Genomic DNA, 14,992 nt, shown 5'->3' with positions numbered 1-14,992 from the left:
CTTCCGCCGAACCGTAACGAGAAGAGCGGAGGGACAGCCATGTTCATGGCAGAGAAAGAGACTGTGGATAAGGCCAGCGGCATGAAGCACTATGCCGGTCTGGCGGTATTCTCCTCGGCGGTCGGGCACGCGCTCGACGGCCTTGATCTGATGATTCTGGGCTTTGCGATGTCCGGCATCATGGCCAGCTTCAACATCGACAAGACCACGGCGAGCACGCTGACCACCATCACGCTGGCCGGCGCCTTCCTGGGTGGTCTGGTGTTCGGACGTCTGGCGGACAAGTACGGCCGCATCCGCGTGCTGACCTATTCGGTGATCTTCTTCGGCGTATTCACGCTGTTCTCGGCGTTCGCCCCGAACTTCTTCCTCATGGCGCTGTTCCGCTTCCTCGCCGGCGTGGGCATCGGCGCGGAATTCGGCATCGGCATGGCCATCGCCGCCGAGGCGTCCAGCCCGGCCAACCGCGCCAAGGCGACCTCCGGCGTGGGACTCGGCTTCCAGGTTGGCGTGCTGCTCGCCTCGCTGCTGAGCGCCCCGATCCTCACCGCCTTCGGCTGGCGTGGCCTGTTCGCCATCGGCATCGTGCCGGCCATCGTGGCCATCCTCATCCGGGTGTTCGTGCCCGAGCCCCCGTTGTACCTCAAGCATCGCCAGACGGCCAAGGAACACGGCTCGATCCGCCAGCTGTTCTCCACGCCCGAACGTGTGCGTTTCTCCATCGCCATCATCATCCTGTGCACCGTGCAGAACTGCGGCTACTTCGGCATCATGACCTGGCTGCCCAGCTACCTCAACACCGAGCTCAACCTGTCCCTGACCTCCACCGGCATCTGGACCGCCGTGACCGTGCTCGGCATGATGCTCGGCATCTCCGTGTTCGGCTTCCTCGCCGATCACCTCGGCCGCCGCCCGGCATTCTGGATCTTCCAGATCGGCGCGGCCATCATGGTGGTGGTGTACAGCCAGCTCAAGGACCCGAACGCGCTGCTCATCGGCGGCTTCTTCATGGGCATGTTCGCCAACGGCATGATCGTCGGCTACGGCGCGCTCATCTCCGAACTGTTCCCGACCGAGCTTCGCGCCACCGCGCAGACCGCACTGTACAACACCGGCCGCTTCATCGGCGGCGGCCTCGGCCCGGTCGTCATCGCGGCGATCGCCACCGGCCACGGTTTCGGCTTCGCGCTGGCCACCATCGCGTCCATCTACATCATCGCGTTCATCACGATGTTCTTCATCCCCGAGAGGAAGGGTGCGGCGCTCGAGTAACGGGCTTCCCGACACACCCCCAACGCCAGGCCGGCTTGGCGTTGCACACGCCGGCCGAATATGACTTGTGCGCATGCCTCGATATGAATCGGGACATGCGCACAAGTCATATTCGGCCATGATCGGCGGGCCGGCAATGGTTCATGATTCGTTATTCGCCGATGATGCCGCCAACGATGCCGGAGACGATCGACATGATGACCGAGCCGATCACCGACCACCAGAAGCCATCGATGACCACGCCCACGCCGAACAGGGAGAACGCCAGATACGAGGCGAGCTCCATGAACAGCCAGTTGAGAATCAACGCGAACAGGCCAAGGCTCAGGATGGAAATCGGCAACGCGAGCAGATGCACGACCGGTTTGATCGAGGCGTTGATCAACGCCATGAACAGGGAAAACGCGGCCACGCCGAGAATTGGCGGCTCGCCCACCGCCTCCATACCGGGCAATACGGCGACCATGACGGCCGCGGCGATCGTCAACACCAGCCAACGGGAAATGAATTGTCTCATACCTCCCGATTCTCCCAGCCCAAATGTCACCGGAATGTGATTACACGGATTACACGCAATCGGCGAAACGGATATCAATCATGCCGAAGCGGCATCCCGGACCGTTCGGCAAGCTGATCGCGGATCTCGGTGAGCAGGGCCACGGTTTGCGCTTCAGGCGTGATTTCCGGTGCCTTGGCCTTCTCTTCGGCTTCCTGCTTGATCTTGGCCTTGACCAGCAGCGCCTCGGACATGTCACGGAACTTATTTATTGGCACTAGAATGAAGCAATACACAGCCACGGCGATCACCAGGAAATTAAGCAATGCGCCTAGTACCGCGCCCAACGACACCGTGGCACCATTAAACGTGAACGCTAGCAGCCCACTCATATCCGGTTTGCCGAACACCATGGCGATCAGCGGGTTGATGAGACTGTTCACAATCGCGTTCACCACCGACGTGACCGCACTGCCCATCACCACGCCGACCGCCATGTCGATCATGTTTCCCCGTGAAATAAACTTCTTGAATCCATCGATCATTATTGCTCCTTTGGTATAGATGCGGTGTTGCGATTCCTGGATGGATCATGGTCTTCCGCAACCGATGAAAAATGAATGACGCAAGATCGTTGGATCGGAAGCCGACCCAGGTTCCGCTGATCAGTGGGCGAGGAAGTTCTCGACCAGCGCAATCATCGTATCTTTTTCCGAGGGCGAGGATAAAGCGATCATCAGCGTCATGGCGGTGAGCGCATTGCCTTCCACCAGAAGCTTTGCGTCATCTTTCAGAACGCCGTTCCGATCTAGAAAATAGACGAACAAAGCCGCGGCGCAGCGTTTGTTGCCATCCGAAAAAGGATGGTCCTTGACGATTTGATACAGCAGATTCGCGGCTTTGGATTGCGTTGAGCGATACAGTTCCTCCCCGGAAAATGTCTGATATAGACCATTTACGATACCTTGGAATGAGCCATTGCGCTCACGTCCGAACAGGTCGGATTGCCTATAGAACGGCATTGACCTGACGAACGATGCGGCATCTTCGTAAGTGAGCCGCCAGCAGGATTCGTCACCTTTCGGGGAGGTGACCGTGCCCATATCGTAATCGCTGAGCAATGTAAGGCTTGGCAGATATCGGTTCAGAATCTCGGCAGCCCCCGCGATTTCCGGTTCGTTGGACCGCTGCAATACTTTGACTACGGTGTGAAGCGCATCAAGGCGCCGCCGGTTGATGGTGTAACCTTCAAGCAGATGTTGTTTGAGCACTGAGTTGGCCCAACGACGGAAATATATGCCTTCCTTGGACTTCACGCGGTATCCGATGGAAAGAATCATGTCGAGGTTGTAATGGATGACTTGCCTTTCCACGGTTCGCTCGCCCTCATGCTGAACTAGTGCAAAATATGCACTAGTTGAAATTCCTTGCAATTCCTCGGCTTGCGCGACTTTGATATGTCTGCGGATGGTTGTCACATCGCGACCGAACAGCAGCGCCATCTGCTGTTGCGTTAGCCATACGGTGTCCTGGTTGACTTTCACATCGAGATGGACGGTGTGGTCCGCGCTCTCATAGAGCTCAATCTGCCGATTCGTTTCCGAGACCATGGTTTGCTCCTTCGCATAATGCGTATACATGCATTGCCATCGTTCGGCATATTCGCATGCTCTCCCGGAAGACACCCGATGACATGAATAAGCATAACACACAAATGGAACATATGTTCGAATTTTGTCGTGGAATCAGGTATTCTATGGAAGGACATGACATACGTGCGTTCGGGAGACAATCTCTGTCTCGGGTCCGCACAGGGGAGATGCCGACAAGACGGAAGGTGGGAAGACTGTGGCGACAACGCGGAATGACGCTGCGAGACGAACCAAAGGCAAAAGCGGCGAGGTCATTGTCGAAAAGGTGATGACCAGCGACTCGTTCCTGTCGCGGGAAATCAGGAAGGCGCCGCTCGTGGAGCATGACGGCTCGCTCGTGGCCGACATCTCGCACATCCCCAACGACCTCAAGATCACCATCCAGGGCGCTCGCGAACACAACCTCAAGAACGTTGATCTGGCGATCCCACGCAACCGCATGGTGGTGTTCACCGGTTTGTCCGGCTCGGGCAAATCCTCGCTGGCGTTCGACACCCTGTTCGCCGAAGGCCAGCGCCGGTACGTCGAATCGCTGTCCGCGTACGCCCGTCAGTTCCTCGGGCAGATGGACAAGCCCGACGTCGATTTCATCGAAGGCCTGAGCCCGGCCGTCTCCATCGACCAGAAGACCACGAACCGCAACCCTCGTTCGACGGTCGGCACCATCACCGAGATCTACGACTACCTGCGTCTCCTGTTCGCCCGCACCGGCGTGCCGCACTGCCCCGAATGCGGCGAGCCGGTGGCCTCGCAGACCCCGCAGCAGATCGTGGATACACTGCTCGGCTACCCGGAGCGCACACGATTCCAGATTCTGGCTCCCGTGGTCAAAGGCCGTAAAGGCGAATTCGTGGACATGCTCGAACTCCTGCGTTCCGACGGCTACGCCCGCGCGCTCATCGACGGCGAGATGAAACAGCTGTCCGACGACATCAAGCTCACCAAGCAGAAGAAGCACACCATCGAGGTGGTGGTGGACCGTCTTGTAGTCAAGGACGGCATCCGCCAGCGCCTCACCGACTCGGTGGAGACCGCGCTCAAGCTCGCCAACGGCAGCATCGTCATCGACTTCGTGGACGAGGAGGAAGGCAGCCCCGCCCGCCGTCAGCCGTTCTCCGAACACCGCAGCTGCCCCAACGGTCACACGCTCGAACTGGACGAGATCGAGCCGCGCACCTTCTCCTTCAACGCACCCTACGGCGCATGCCCGGCCTGCACCGGCCTGGGCTTCAAACTGGAGATCGACCCCGACCTCATCATCTCCGACCCGGACAAGTCCTTGGCCGAAGGCGTCATCGAGCCGTGGAGCGGCACCAAGATGACCTCCCAGTACTACGGCCACATCCTCGAAGGCCTGGCCCGCGAGATGGGATTCTCCATGAAGACCCCATGGAAGGACCTGCCCGAGGACGTCCGGCACGACATCCTGTACGGCCACGACTTCAAGGTGGACGTCTCCTACCGCAACCGCTGGGGCCGTCTGCGCGAATACTCCACCGGGTTCGAGGGCGTGGTGCGCACGCTCATGCGCCGCCATGACGAGACCGACTCGCAGTCCATGCGCGAATACTACGAGTCCTACATGCGTGAGGTGCCCTGCCAGGTCTGCCACGGTCGCAGGCTCAAGCCCGAGGTCCTGGCGGTCACCGTGGACGGCAAGTCCATCTTCGACGTATGTGACATGCCCGTGGTCCGTGAACTGGAATGGGTCAACGGTCTGAAGCTCGAAGGCGCCGCGCAGATGATCGCCGGCGAGGTGCTCAAGGAGATCAAGGCCCGCCTCGGCTTCCTCAACGACGTCGGCCTCGACTACCTGACGCTGTCTCGCGCCGCCGCCACGTTGTCCGGTGGCGAGGCGCAGCGCATCCGTCTCGCCACGCAGATCGGCTCCGGTCTGGTCGGCGTCATGTACGTGCTGGACGAGCCGTCCATCGGCCTGCACCAGCGTGACAACGAACGGCTCATCGAAACCCTGCATCACCTGCGCGACCTCGGCAACACGCTCATCGTGGTCGAACATGACGAGGACACGATACGTCAGGCCGATTGGGTGGTGGACATCGGCCCCGGCGCCGGCGAACACGGCGGAGAGGTCATCTACTCCGGCCCCGCCAAGCACCTCATCGAGGCGAAGCGCTCCATCACCGGCGACTACATCGCCCACCGGCGCGAGATCGCCGTGCCCGTCCATCGGCGCAAGGTCCACAAGACCAAGGTGCTCAAGGTAGTTGGCGCACGCGAGAACAACCTCAAGAACATCGACGTGAACTTCCCGCTCGGCGTCTTCACCGTGGTCACCGGCGTGTCAGGCTCCGGCAAATCCTCGCTGGTGAACACGATCCTCTACCCGGTGCTCGCGGACAAGCTCAACGGCGCACGCATCGTGCCCGGCAAGCACACGCGCGTGGAAGGCGTGGACCAGGTGCGCAAGGTGATCCATGTGGACCAGAACCCCATCGGGCGCACGCCGCGTTCCAACCCCGCCACCTACACCGGCGTCTGGGACAAGATCCGCACGTTGTTCGCCAAGACCCCCGAGGCGCAGGTGCGCGGATACGGCCCCGGCCGGTTCAGCTTCAACGTCAAGGGCGGCCGTTGCGAGGCCTGCCACGGCGACGGCACGCTGAAGATCGAGATGAACTTCCTGCCGGACGTGTACGTGGACTGCGAGGTCTGCCACGGCAAGCGGTACAACCGCGAGACGCTGGAGGTCACCTACAACGGCAAGACCGTGGCGGACATCCTCGACATGCCCATCGAGGAGGCCGCCGACTTCTTCAAGGCGTACACCGGCATCTCCCGGTACCTCAAGACCCTGGTGGACGTGGGCCTCGGCTACATCCGTCTCGGTCAACCGGCGCCCACGCTTTCGGGCGGCGAATCGCAGCGTGTGAAGCTCGCCACCGAACTGCAGCGCAGGTCGGACGGCAAGACCGTGTACATCCTCGACGAGCCGACCACCGGCCTGCACTTCGAGGACGTGAACAAGCTGCTCAAGGTGCTGCAGTCCCTGGTGGACAAGGGCAACACCGTGATCGTCATCGAGCACAACCTCGATGTGATCAAGGAGGCTGACTGGCTCATCGATCTGGGACCGGAAGGCGGAGATGGCGGCGGCACCATCGTCACCCAGGGCACGCCGGAACAGGTCGCCGAATGCGAGGATTCCTGGACCGGAAAATTCCTGAAGCCGATGCTTTAATCGCTTTCCTTATCCGGTCCGGTGTCCGCGTGGGGTCGGCATATACGATGTCCGACACGCTCCGGGCCGCTCAGGCCGAGTCTTTACGGTCTGACATCGTATATGCCGACCCCACGCTCGTACTGCGCATACGTTGCGGATGGATGAAAGATGACGAACGATATTGAACGGCATAGTCCGGATGAGTGGCGCAAGACCGCCATGGCGCTGATGGATGGCGCCACGACGGATGATGGCGGGACCGGGGATGCCGCTGCCGGGGGAGCGAAGTCGCGGGTCAACGTGAACGGAGCCCCATTACTGGGGGATTCGCGTGATCTGTTCCGGCCGAAGACCTCGGACATCCCTGCCAAACCGGGCGTCTACAAATGGCGCGACGGCGAAGGCCGCGTCATCTACGTGGGCAAGGCCAAGAACCTGCGCAACAGGCTCACCAACTACTTCCAGCCGCTGTATCTGCTGCATCCGCGCACGCAGACCATGGTGCTCACGGCACGCAGCCTGGAATGGACCGTCGTGGCCACCGAACTGGAATCCCTGACCCTGGAATACACGTGGATCAAGGAGTTCGACCCGCGGTTCAACGTGCAGTTCCGTGACGACAAGACCTATCCGTATCTGGCGGTGAGCACGGGCGAACGCATTCCCCGCGTCTGGGTCACCCGTTCGCGCAAACGCCGTGACACCCGGTACTTCGGCCCCTATGCGAAGGTATGGGAACTCAGGCACAGCCTCGACCGGCTGCTGCGCACCTTCCCGGTGCGTACATGCACCACCAACGTGTTCCACAAGGCCCAGCTCACCGGCCGCCCATGCCTGCTCGCCTCGATCGGCAAATGCTCCGCGCCGTGCATCGGCCGCATCGAAGCCGCCGACCACCGCAGGCTCGCCGAACAGCTGGTGGGCGTGATGACCGGCCGGCTCGGCCGCCCGTACATCGCCCAGCTCACGCGCGAAATGAAGGAGGCCAGCGCCGAACTCGAGTTCGAAAAGGCCGCGCGCCTGCGCGACCAGATCCAGATGCTCGAAACCGTGGTCCAGCAGAACGCCGTCGTCTTCGATCAGGACGTGGACGTGGACGTGTTCGGCTTCGCCAGCGACGAGCTCGAAGCCTCCGTCCACGCCTTCTACGTGCGGGCCGGATCGATCCGCGGCGAACGCAACTGGAGCGTCGAACGTGTCGAGGACATCGCGGACGGCGACCTCATGGCCGACCTCATCGTGCAGGTGTATTCGGACGCGACCGGCGCTGACGAACGCGCGGGGGGAGAGGGGGCCTCCATCTCAACCAGACGTGAGGCCATCGGCTCCACGCAGACCGTCACGGCGACCGATGCGTTGGCCCGCGCCAAGGCGACCCGCGAACGCAACACCCGTCAGGAGGTCACGGGCCGTGCCGATCTGCTTGCTCCCATCGCGCCCGTGCCACGCGAGATCATCGTGCCCGTCGAACCGTCCCGCAGCCAGGAACTCGAGAATTGGCTGACCGGACTGCGTGGGGGAGCGGTGACCATCCGCGTGGCCTCCCGTGGCGACAAGAAACAGCTCATGGACCGCGCGAACGAGAACGCAAACCAGGCGCTGGCCCGCGCCAAGATGAGCCGTATCTCGGACATGGGCGCCCGCACCCAGGCCATGAACGACGTGGCCGGGGCTTTGGGCCTGTCCGAGGCACCGCTGCGCATCGAATGCTACGACATCTCGAACACCGTGGGAGGCGCGTTCCAGGTCGCCTCGATGGTGGTGTTCGAGGACGCCATCGCCAAGAAGTCCGAATACCGTCGTTTCGCCATCCGCGGCAACGACGGCAAAGGCGCGGTGGACGACCTGTCGGCCCTGTACGAGACCCTGACCCGGCGATTCCGTCACGGCAACATCGCGGGCGATTCGGGCGAGAGCATGGATGCCGAGGAACGGGCGGCGCGGGCCGTCGCGGAGCGCAGACATGAGACTCCATCCGGAGGCGCGGGGGACACCGCGCATCCGGATGCGGCGCGGACGCCATCACCGGATGCGGACGTGCCGTCTCGGATGGAATCCACGGACCGGCAATCCTCTCCGGATGAGCCGGGCATGCTCGTCCAGCAGAACGCCAATCGACGCCATTTCGCCTACAAACCGAACCTCGTGGTGGTCGATGGCGGTCAGCCGCAGGTCATGGCCGCCGCCAGGGCGTTGCGTGACTGCGGTGTGGACGACGTGGCCGTCTGCGGTCTGGCCAAGCGGCTTGAGGAGGTCTGGGTGCCGGACGACGACTATCCGATCATCCTCAAACGTCAGTCCGAAGGCATGTACCTGCTGCAGCGCGTGCGTGACGAATCCCACCGGTTCGCCATCACCTACCATCGCCAGCAGCGGCGCAAGGGCGCCTTGCGCAGCGCGCTGGACGATATCCCCGGCATCGGCGAAAGCTACCAGAAGCGGCTGCTTGCGCATTTCGGCTCCGTCAAGGCCATGCGCGAAGCCAGCGTGGAGGACTTCGAGGCGGTCAAGGGCATCGGCCACGCCAAGGCCGAGACGCTGTACCACGCATTGCATGGGGAATCCTGACTTCGGCGCCGGTGGCTGTCCGCATACAGCCACCATCCAGACGATATTCGGCGATCGTCCATGAATGTAACGGCATCCATCCCGGAAGTCGGCTAGCATGGGGAGAGTCAACAAGGAGGGGATATGGTCAACCATCGCTGCGCGGTACTCGGCAAGCCCATCGCGCATTCGCTCTCGCCGGTGCTCCACAACGCCGCCTACGATTCGCTCGGACTGCACGACTGGTTCTACGACAAGCACGAGGTGGGGCAGGAAGACCTGGACGCCTTCCTCAAGGGGCTCGACCCCGCATGGGCCGGCCTGAGCCTGACCATGCCGCTGAAGAAGACCATCCAGCCGTACGGCACGCCCTCCAACCTGTGGGCCGAGGAACTCAAGGTGGCCAACACGGCCGTGTTCGACTGGAGCGAGCCGGACCGCAGCGACCCGGCATGGCCGAACGGCAGGCCGTCGATCAGGCTGTACAACACGGACGTCATCGGCATCCAGCTCGCCTTCGACCATGCCAACCGCGAGCTCGGCCTCCACCACACCGACCGCCGTGCAGGCGAAGCGCTTGTCATCGGCAACGGCAACACCGCCACCTCGGCCACGGCCGCCCTGTGCATGATGCCCGAGATCGGCCGCATCACCGTGGCCGCCCGCCATCCGGGCAAGAACCCCACGCTGAAGGCCGTGGCGGAGAAATTCATCAAATCCGACCGTCCCTATCGCGAGATCGACCTGGCGGACGAGGACGAGGTGCTCAAAGCCGCCGGCGAGGCCACTTACGTGATCAACACCATCCCCGGCCATGCGGCCGACGGTCTCGCCCGACTGTTCGCCGGCGCCGGGAGCGCGACCTTCGGCGGCCTGCTGCTGGACGTGGTCTACGACCCGCGCCCCACCTCGCTCATGCAGGCATGGCGTTCCCGCGCCGGCCACGCCATCGGCGGCGAGGAAATGCTGCTGTACCAGGCCCTGGTGCAGGTGCTGCTCATGACCGGCATCTGGGACGACGACCCGCCCAGCGACGCGGACCAGCGACTGCAGAACACCACCACCGAAGACGACCATCTGGAAATCGACATGCGCAGGGCACTTGAGGAGGCACTGTGATGGATCAACAGACCCCCACCGGCAACATCGCGCCGGCCGGCGACGCCGACCGCCGAAACCAGCGGAACAATGTGACGGCACAGACGCGGACGGGCGGCGACACCATGCCCAACCCGCTCGACTCCTTCGAGGTGCTGCTCATCACCGGCATGTCCGGCGCGGGCCGCTCCCACGCCGCCGACTGCGTGGAGGACATGGGCTGGTACGTGGTGGACAACCTGCCGCCCAAACTGCTCGTGCCCCTCGTGGACATGATGACCACCTCCGGCAAGGGCGGCGGTGTGCACAAGCTCGCGGCCGTCATCGACGTGCGCTCCCGCAGCTACTTCGACGACCTCGCCGCCGTGCTGGGACATCTCGACGACCTCGGCGTCAAGACCCGCATCCTCTTCCTGGACGCCAGCAACGAGGTGCTCATCAAGCGGTACGAATCCGTGCGCCGCCCGCATCCGCTGCAGCACGGCAACCGTCTCATCGACGGCATCAAGGAGGAGCGCCAGCTGCTCGTGGGACTCAAGGAGCGCGCCGACTGGGTGATCGACACCAGCAAGCTCTCCATCCACCAGCTCTCCACCCGCCTGTACGAGGCGATGCTCGGCTCCGGTCCCACCACGGTGGCCGTGCACATCTTCAGCTTCGGCTTCAAGTACGGCATGCCCATCGACGCCGACTTCGTGGCGGACGTGCGCTTCCTGCCCAACCCGTTCTGGGTGCCGAGCCTGCGCGAGCTCACCGGCCGGGACAAGCCGGTGGCCGACTACGTGCTCTCCAGCAAGGGGGCCAAGGAATTCCTCGATTCCTACGAAAAGGCCATAGAGATCGCGTTGGAGGGATACGCCCAGGAGGACAAGCACTACCTGACCATCGCCGTCGGTTGCACCGGCGGGCAGCACCGTTCGGTGGCCATGAGCGAGGAACTGGCCCGCCGCTTGCGCGCGCACGGTCTCAATGTGACCGTTTCCGCCCGCGAACAGCACAAGTCCCGCTCCTCCTGACGGCCGGATGAAGGTCGTAAGGATGACCACACTGCGAGAAGGAGAGGGCCGAAATACGTATCGAACGGGTTTAGTTGTCCACTAGATTAGGTATCACAGTAAGCCGATGGCTGCCGGCGCGTCACTTTCGTGTTGACGATTCGAAACGCCTGAAGCATTGGGAAGAACGGGACTGTAGGAGGTTGGATCTTGGCTCTTCTGGATGACGTTAAAAGCGAGTTGGCAGCCTTTGAGGGTGACTCCCCAGCCGCTATCAAGGCCCAGGCCGCGGCCATGATCCGTTTCGGCGGAGGCCTCCGCCCCGTGCAGAACACCTACGTGATCCAGGCGGTGTTCACCTCGCTGGATTCCGCCGAATGGCTCAGGAACACGCTGAGGGACGTGTTCGGCCATGAAGCCGAGGTCAATCATCTCACCCGCCAGACGCCGAACGGCCCCGTCGAGACCTATGTGGTGCTCGTCACCCGCAACGTCGTGGCCCTGGCGCTGCAGACCGGTCTGGTGGACCGCCGCAAGCAGCAGGTGCGCGGTCTGCCCGCCGAGGTGGTCAACGGCTCCATCGCCCAGATCAAGGCCGCATGGCGTGGCGCGTTCATGGCCCGCGGTTTCCTGTCCGATCCCGGCAAGGCCAGCTTCCTGGAGATCGCGTGCCCCACCGAGGAGGCCGCCATGGCCCTGTGCGGCGTGGCCCGCCGACTCGGCATCCAGGCCAAGCATCGTACGCTGCGCAGCTCCGAGCGCGTGACGCTCAAGGATCCGGACGCCATCGAGCGCATGTTGAAGCTCATGGGTGCCTCGCGCTCCGCCCGCGAATGGACCGGCAAGCGTTCCGACGGCGAGGCCCGCGGCAAGGCCAACCGCCTGGCCAATTTCGACGACGCCAACATGCGCCGCTCCGCCAAGGCCGCCGCCGAGGCCAGCGAGAAGGTGCAGCACGCCTTCGAGGTGCTGGGGGACAATATCCCGGACAACCTGCGCCAGGCAGGCCAGCTGCGCATCGACCACGTGGACAAGAGCCTTGAGGAGCTCGGCAAGCTCGCCGAACCGCAGATCACCAAGGACGCCATCGCCGGCCGCATCCGCCGTCTTCTGCAGCTTGCTGAGAAGACCGAGAAGGCGCGCGCCGCCGAAGGCAAGTGAGCGCTCACAACGCATCGCGTCCATCGTGACCACACTGTGTACGACACCGCATTCGTCTACTGGATGGAATGCGGTGTTTTTCTATAAATGCCTGTAATATGCGAAGTGGCAAAACTGGCCACTTTGACGTTTCCATTCGTCAAGGAAAGGAAATTATGAAGACACTCAAGGACCTTGGAGATCTCAAGGGCAAGCGCGTTCTGGTTCGCGCCGATTTCAATGTTCCGCTGGACGGCACCACCATCACCGATGACGGTCGTATCAAGGCCGCTCTGCCGACCATCAAGACCCTGCGTGAGGAAGGCGCCAAGGTCATCCTCATGGCCCACCTCGGCCGCCCGAAGGGCAAGGTCGTTCCCGAGCTGAGCCTGGCCCCGGTCGCCAAGCGTCTGGGCGAGCTGCTCGGCATCGAGGTCCCGCTGGCCAAGGACACCTACGGCGAAGACGCCCAGGCCAAGGTCGCCGCGATGAACGACGGTGACGTGGTCCTGCTCGAGAACGTGCGCTTCAACCCGGAGGAGACCTCCAAGGACGCCGCCGAGCGCGCCGCCTACGCCAAGAAGATCGCCGCCCTCGGCGAGGCCTTCGTGTCCGACGGCTTCGGTGTGGTCCACCGCGCCCAGGGCTCCAACTACGACGTGGCCGCCGATCTGCCGGCCGCCGCCGGCCTGCTGGTCGAGAAGGAAGTCAAGGCCCTGTCCAAGGCCACCGAGAACCCGGAGCGTCCGTTCACCGTCGTGCTCGGCGGTTCCAAGGTCTCCGACAAGCTCGGCGTGATCGAGAACCTGCTCGACAAGGCCAACCGCCTCGTCATCGGCGGCGGCATGGTCTTCACCTTCCTCAAGGCCAAGGGCTACGAGGTCGGCACCTCCCTGCTCGAGGAGGATCAGCTCGACAAGGTCAAGGGCTACATCGAGACCGCCGAGAAGAACGGCGTCGAGCTCGTGCTGCCGACCGACATCGTCGTGAACCCCGGCTTCCCGGCCGGCGACACCCCGGTCGCCCCGGAGGTCGTCCCGGCTGACGCTATCCCGGCCGACAAGATGGGCCTGGACATCGGCCCGGAGTCCCAGAAGCTGTTCCACGACAAGATCGTGGACTCCAAGACCGTGGTGTGGAACGGCCCGATGGGCGTGTTCGAGATCCCGGAGTTCGCCGCCGGCACCAAGGCCGTGGCCCAGGGCCTCGTGGACGCCACCGCTGCCGGTGCGTTCACCATCGTCGGTGGCGGCGATTCCGCCTCCGCCGTGCGTAACCTCGGCTTCCCGGAGGACGGCTTCTCCCACATCTCCACCGGTGGCGGCGCCTCCCTCGAGTTCCTTGAGGGCAAGGAGCTCCCGGGCCTGAAGGTGCTGGAGTAGTCCATACAGACACCGTCGATCACGGTTGTACCAGGGCTCCCCTCCTCATGAGGGGAGCCGTCTACGTTCAGGGAGGATTCGTTCATGGCGTCCAAGCGTATTCCGCTGGTGGCCGGCAACTGGAAGATGAACTTCGATCATCTGGAGGCCACCTACTTCGTGCAGAAGCTGGCTTGGCTGCTCAGGGACGCCCACTTCGACTTCAAACGGTGCGAGGTAGCACTGTTCCCCTCCTTCACCTCCCTGCGTAGCGTGCAGGTGCTCGTCGAGGCCGACCGCCTGCACCTGACCTACGGCGCGCAGTCCGTGTCCGTGACCACCCAGGGCGCCTTCACCGGCGACGTCTCCGCGGACATGATCGCCCACCTCGGCTGCTCGTACGTCATCGTCGGCCATTCCGAACGCCGCAAATACCATCCCGAGGACGACGCCAACATCGTCGATCAGGTGCGCGCCGTGCTCGCCGCGGGCATGCAGCCGATCCTGTGCGTGGGCGAAAGCTATGAGGAACGCCGCCAGGGCATCGAGCTCGACTTCGCCGTGGGGCAGGTCCGCGACGTCACGCGAGACCTGAGCGACGAGGAAGCCGCCAAGCTCATCGTCGCCTACGAACCGGTCTGGGCCATCGGCACCGGCATGGTGGCCACCCCGCAATCCGCGCAGGACGCCTCCGAGGCCATCCGAGCGGACCTCAAATCCACCTTCGGGCCGGAGGTCAGCGAATCCGTGCGCATCCTCTACGGCGGATCGGTCACCTCCAAGAACGCCGCGGAGCTCATCTGCCAGCCGGACGTGGACGGATTCCTCATCGGAGGAGCGGCGCTGGATGCCGACGAACTGTCCAGAATCGCCCGTCTCGCCCTGAAATCGACCCAATTACGGAAATAATGCGAGCGTATGCGGCGTTTTTCCGACGCCTGCGCTATGCTAGTCAACAGTTTGTTACACATCGGAGGTTACCTGTGACCGCTCTTAAGATCACGCTGCAAATCGTAGTCGTTCTGCTCAGCGCCCTGCTGACGCTGCTCATCCTCATGCACAAGGGCAAGGGCGGCGGTCTGTCGGATATGTTCGGCGGCGGCCTGACCCAGAACGCCGGCACCTCCGGCGTGGCCGAGAAGAACCTGAACCGTTGGACCGTGATCATCGCCCTGCTGTGGGTTGCCCTGATCATCGGCCTCGATATGATGACCAAGTTCAACCTCGCCTGATTCCACCAATCGTGA

At 63.0% G+C, this 14,992-nt stretch carries 12 protein-coding genes; 9 read left to right on the top strand and 3 right to left on the bottom strand.

Going from position 1 to position 14,992, the window contains the following annotated elements; genetic code table 11:
• The first annotated feature begins 45 nt into the window (after positions 1 to 45).
• Entirely contained in the window at positions 46 to 1,272 is a 1,227-nt protein-coding gene (locus KIH81_RS08250; protein ID WP_214304923.1) for an MFS transporter, read from the top strand.
• A 151-nt stretch (positions 1,273 to 1,423) separates the two neighbouring features.
• On the opposite strand, the gene KIH81_RS08245 is transcribed toward KIH81_RS08250, so the two are convergent.
• The 3 genes from KIH81_RS08245 to KIH81_RS08235 form a co-directional block, all read right to left on the bottom strand.
• Positions 1,424 to 1,789: a phage holin family protein gene (locus KIH81_RS08245; protein ID WP_214304922.1), complete on the bottom strand. Its 366-nt coding sequence runs from the start codon at positions 1,787 to 1,789 to the stop codon at positions 1,424 to 1,426.
• 74 nt (positions 1,790 to 1,863) lie between these two features.
• Positions 1,864 to 2,313, bottom strand: coding sequence for a large conductance mechanosensitive channel protein MscL (gene mscL / locus KIH81_RS08240; RefSeq protein WP_214304921.1), 450 nt, complete (start codon positions 2,311 to 2,313; stop codon positions 1,864 to 1,866).
• A gap of 120 nt (positions 2,314 to 2,433) precedes the next feature.
• Positions 2,434 to 3,378, bottom strand: coding sequence for a virulence RhuM family protein/type II toxin-antitoxin system death-on-curing family toxin (locus KIH81_RS08235; RefSeq protein ID WP_214304920.1), 945 nt, complete (start codon positions 3,376 to 3,378; stop codon positions 2,434 to 2,436).
• A gap of 310 nt (positions 3,379 to 3,688) precedes the next feature.
• On the opposite strand from KIH81_RS08235, the gene uvrA reads away from it, so the two are divergent.
• The 8 genes from uvrA to secG all read left to right on the top strand — a co-directional run bounded on the left by uvrA (position 3,689) and on the right by secG (position 14,977).
• Positions 3,689 to 6,622 carry an excinuclease ABC subunit UvrA gene (gene uvrA / locus KIH81_RS08230; RefSeq protein ID WP_214304919.1) on the top strand — a complete coding sequence of 978 codons (2,934 nt, stop codon included), beginning with the start codon at positions 3,689 to 3,691 and terminating at the stop codon, positions 6,620 to 6,622.
• Between the two features lie 210 nt (positions 6,623 to 6,832).
• A complete protein-coding gene (uvrC, locus tag KIH81_RS08225) occupies positions 6,833 to 9,172 on the top strand; it encodes an excinuclease ABC subunit UvrC (RefSeq protein ID WP_420829138.1) in 2,340 nt (779 codons plus the stop codon).
• 123 nt (positions 9,173 to 9,295) lie between these two features.
• Positions 9,296 to 10,270, top strand: coding sequence for a shikimate dehydrogenase family protein (locus tag KIH81_RS08220; protein ID WP_214304917.1), 975 nt, complete (start codon positions 9,296 to 9,298; stop codon positions 10,268 to 10,270).
• On the top strand, positions 10,270 to 11,265 hold the full coding sequence (rapZ, locus tag KIH81_RS08215; RefSeq protein ID WP_420829137.1) for an RNase adapter RapZ: 996 nt from the start codon (positions 10,270 to 10,272) through the stop codon (positions 11,263 to 11,265). The genes KIH81_RS08220 and rapZ overlap by 1 nt, the downstream gene beginning before the upstream one ends.
• 189 nt (positions 11,266 to 11,454) lie before the next feature.
• Positions 11,455 to 12,405, top strand: coding sequence for a DNA-binding protein WhiA (gene whiA, locus KIH81_RS08210; RefSeq protein ID WP_109056056.1), 951 nt, complete (start codon positions 11,455 to 11,457; stop codon positions 12,403 to 12,405).
• Between the two features lie 155 nt (positions 12,406 to 12,560).
• Positions 12,561 to 13,766: a phosphoglycerate kinase gene (locus KIH81_RS08205; RefSeq protein ID WP_214304916.1), complete on the top strand. Its 1,206-nt coding sequence runs from the start codon at positions 12,561 to 12,563 to the stop codon at positions 13,764 to 13,766.
• An 84-nt stretch (positions 13,767 to 13,850) separates the two neighbouring features.
• On the top strand, positions 13,851 to 14,654 hold the full coding sequence (gene tpiA / locus KIH81_RS08200) for a triose-phosphate isomerase (protein ID WP_214304915.1): 804 nt from the start codon (positions 13,851 to 13,853) through the stop codon (positions 14,652 to 14,654).
• A 74-nt stretch (positions 14,655 to 14,728) separates the two neighbouring features.
• Positions 14,729 to 14,977 carry a preprotein translocase subunit SecG gene (secG, locus tag KIH81_RS08195; protein WP_214304914.1) on the top strand — a complete coding sequence of 83 codons (249 nt, stop codon included), beginning with the start codon at positions 14,729 to 14,731 and terminating at the stop codon, positions 14,975 to 14,977.
• The last annotated feature ends 15 nt before the right edge of the window (positions 14,978 to 14,992 follow it).

The organism is Bifidobacterium miconisargentati, assembly GCF_019331675.1.
Lineage (GTDB): Bacteria > Actinomycetota > Actinomycetes > Actinomycetales > Bifidobacteriaceae > Bifidobacterium > Bifidobacterium miconisargentati.
This window is presented reverse-complemented; position numbering and strand designations above follow the sequence as displayed.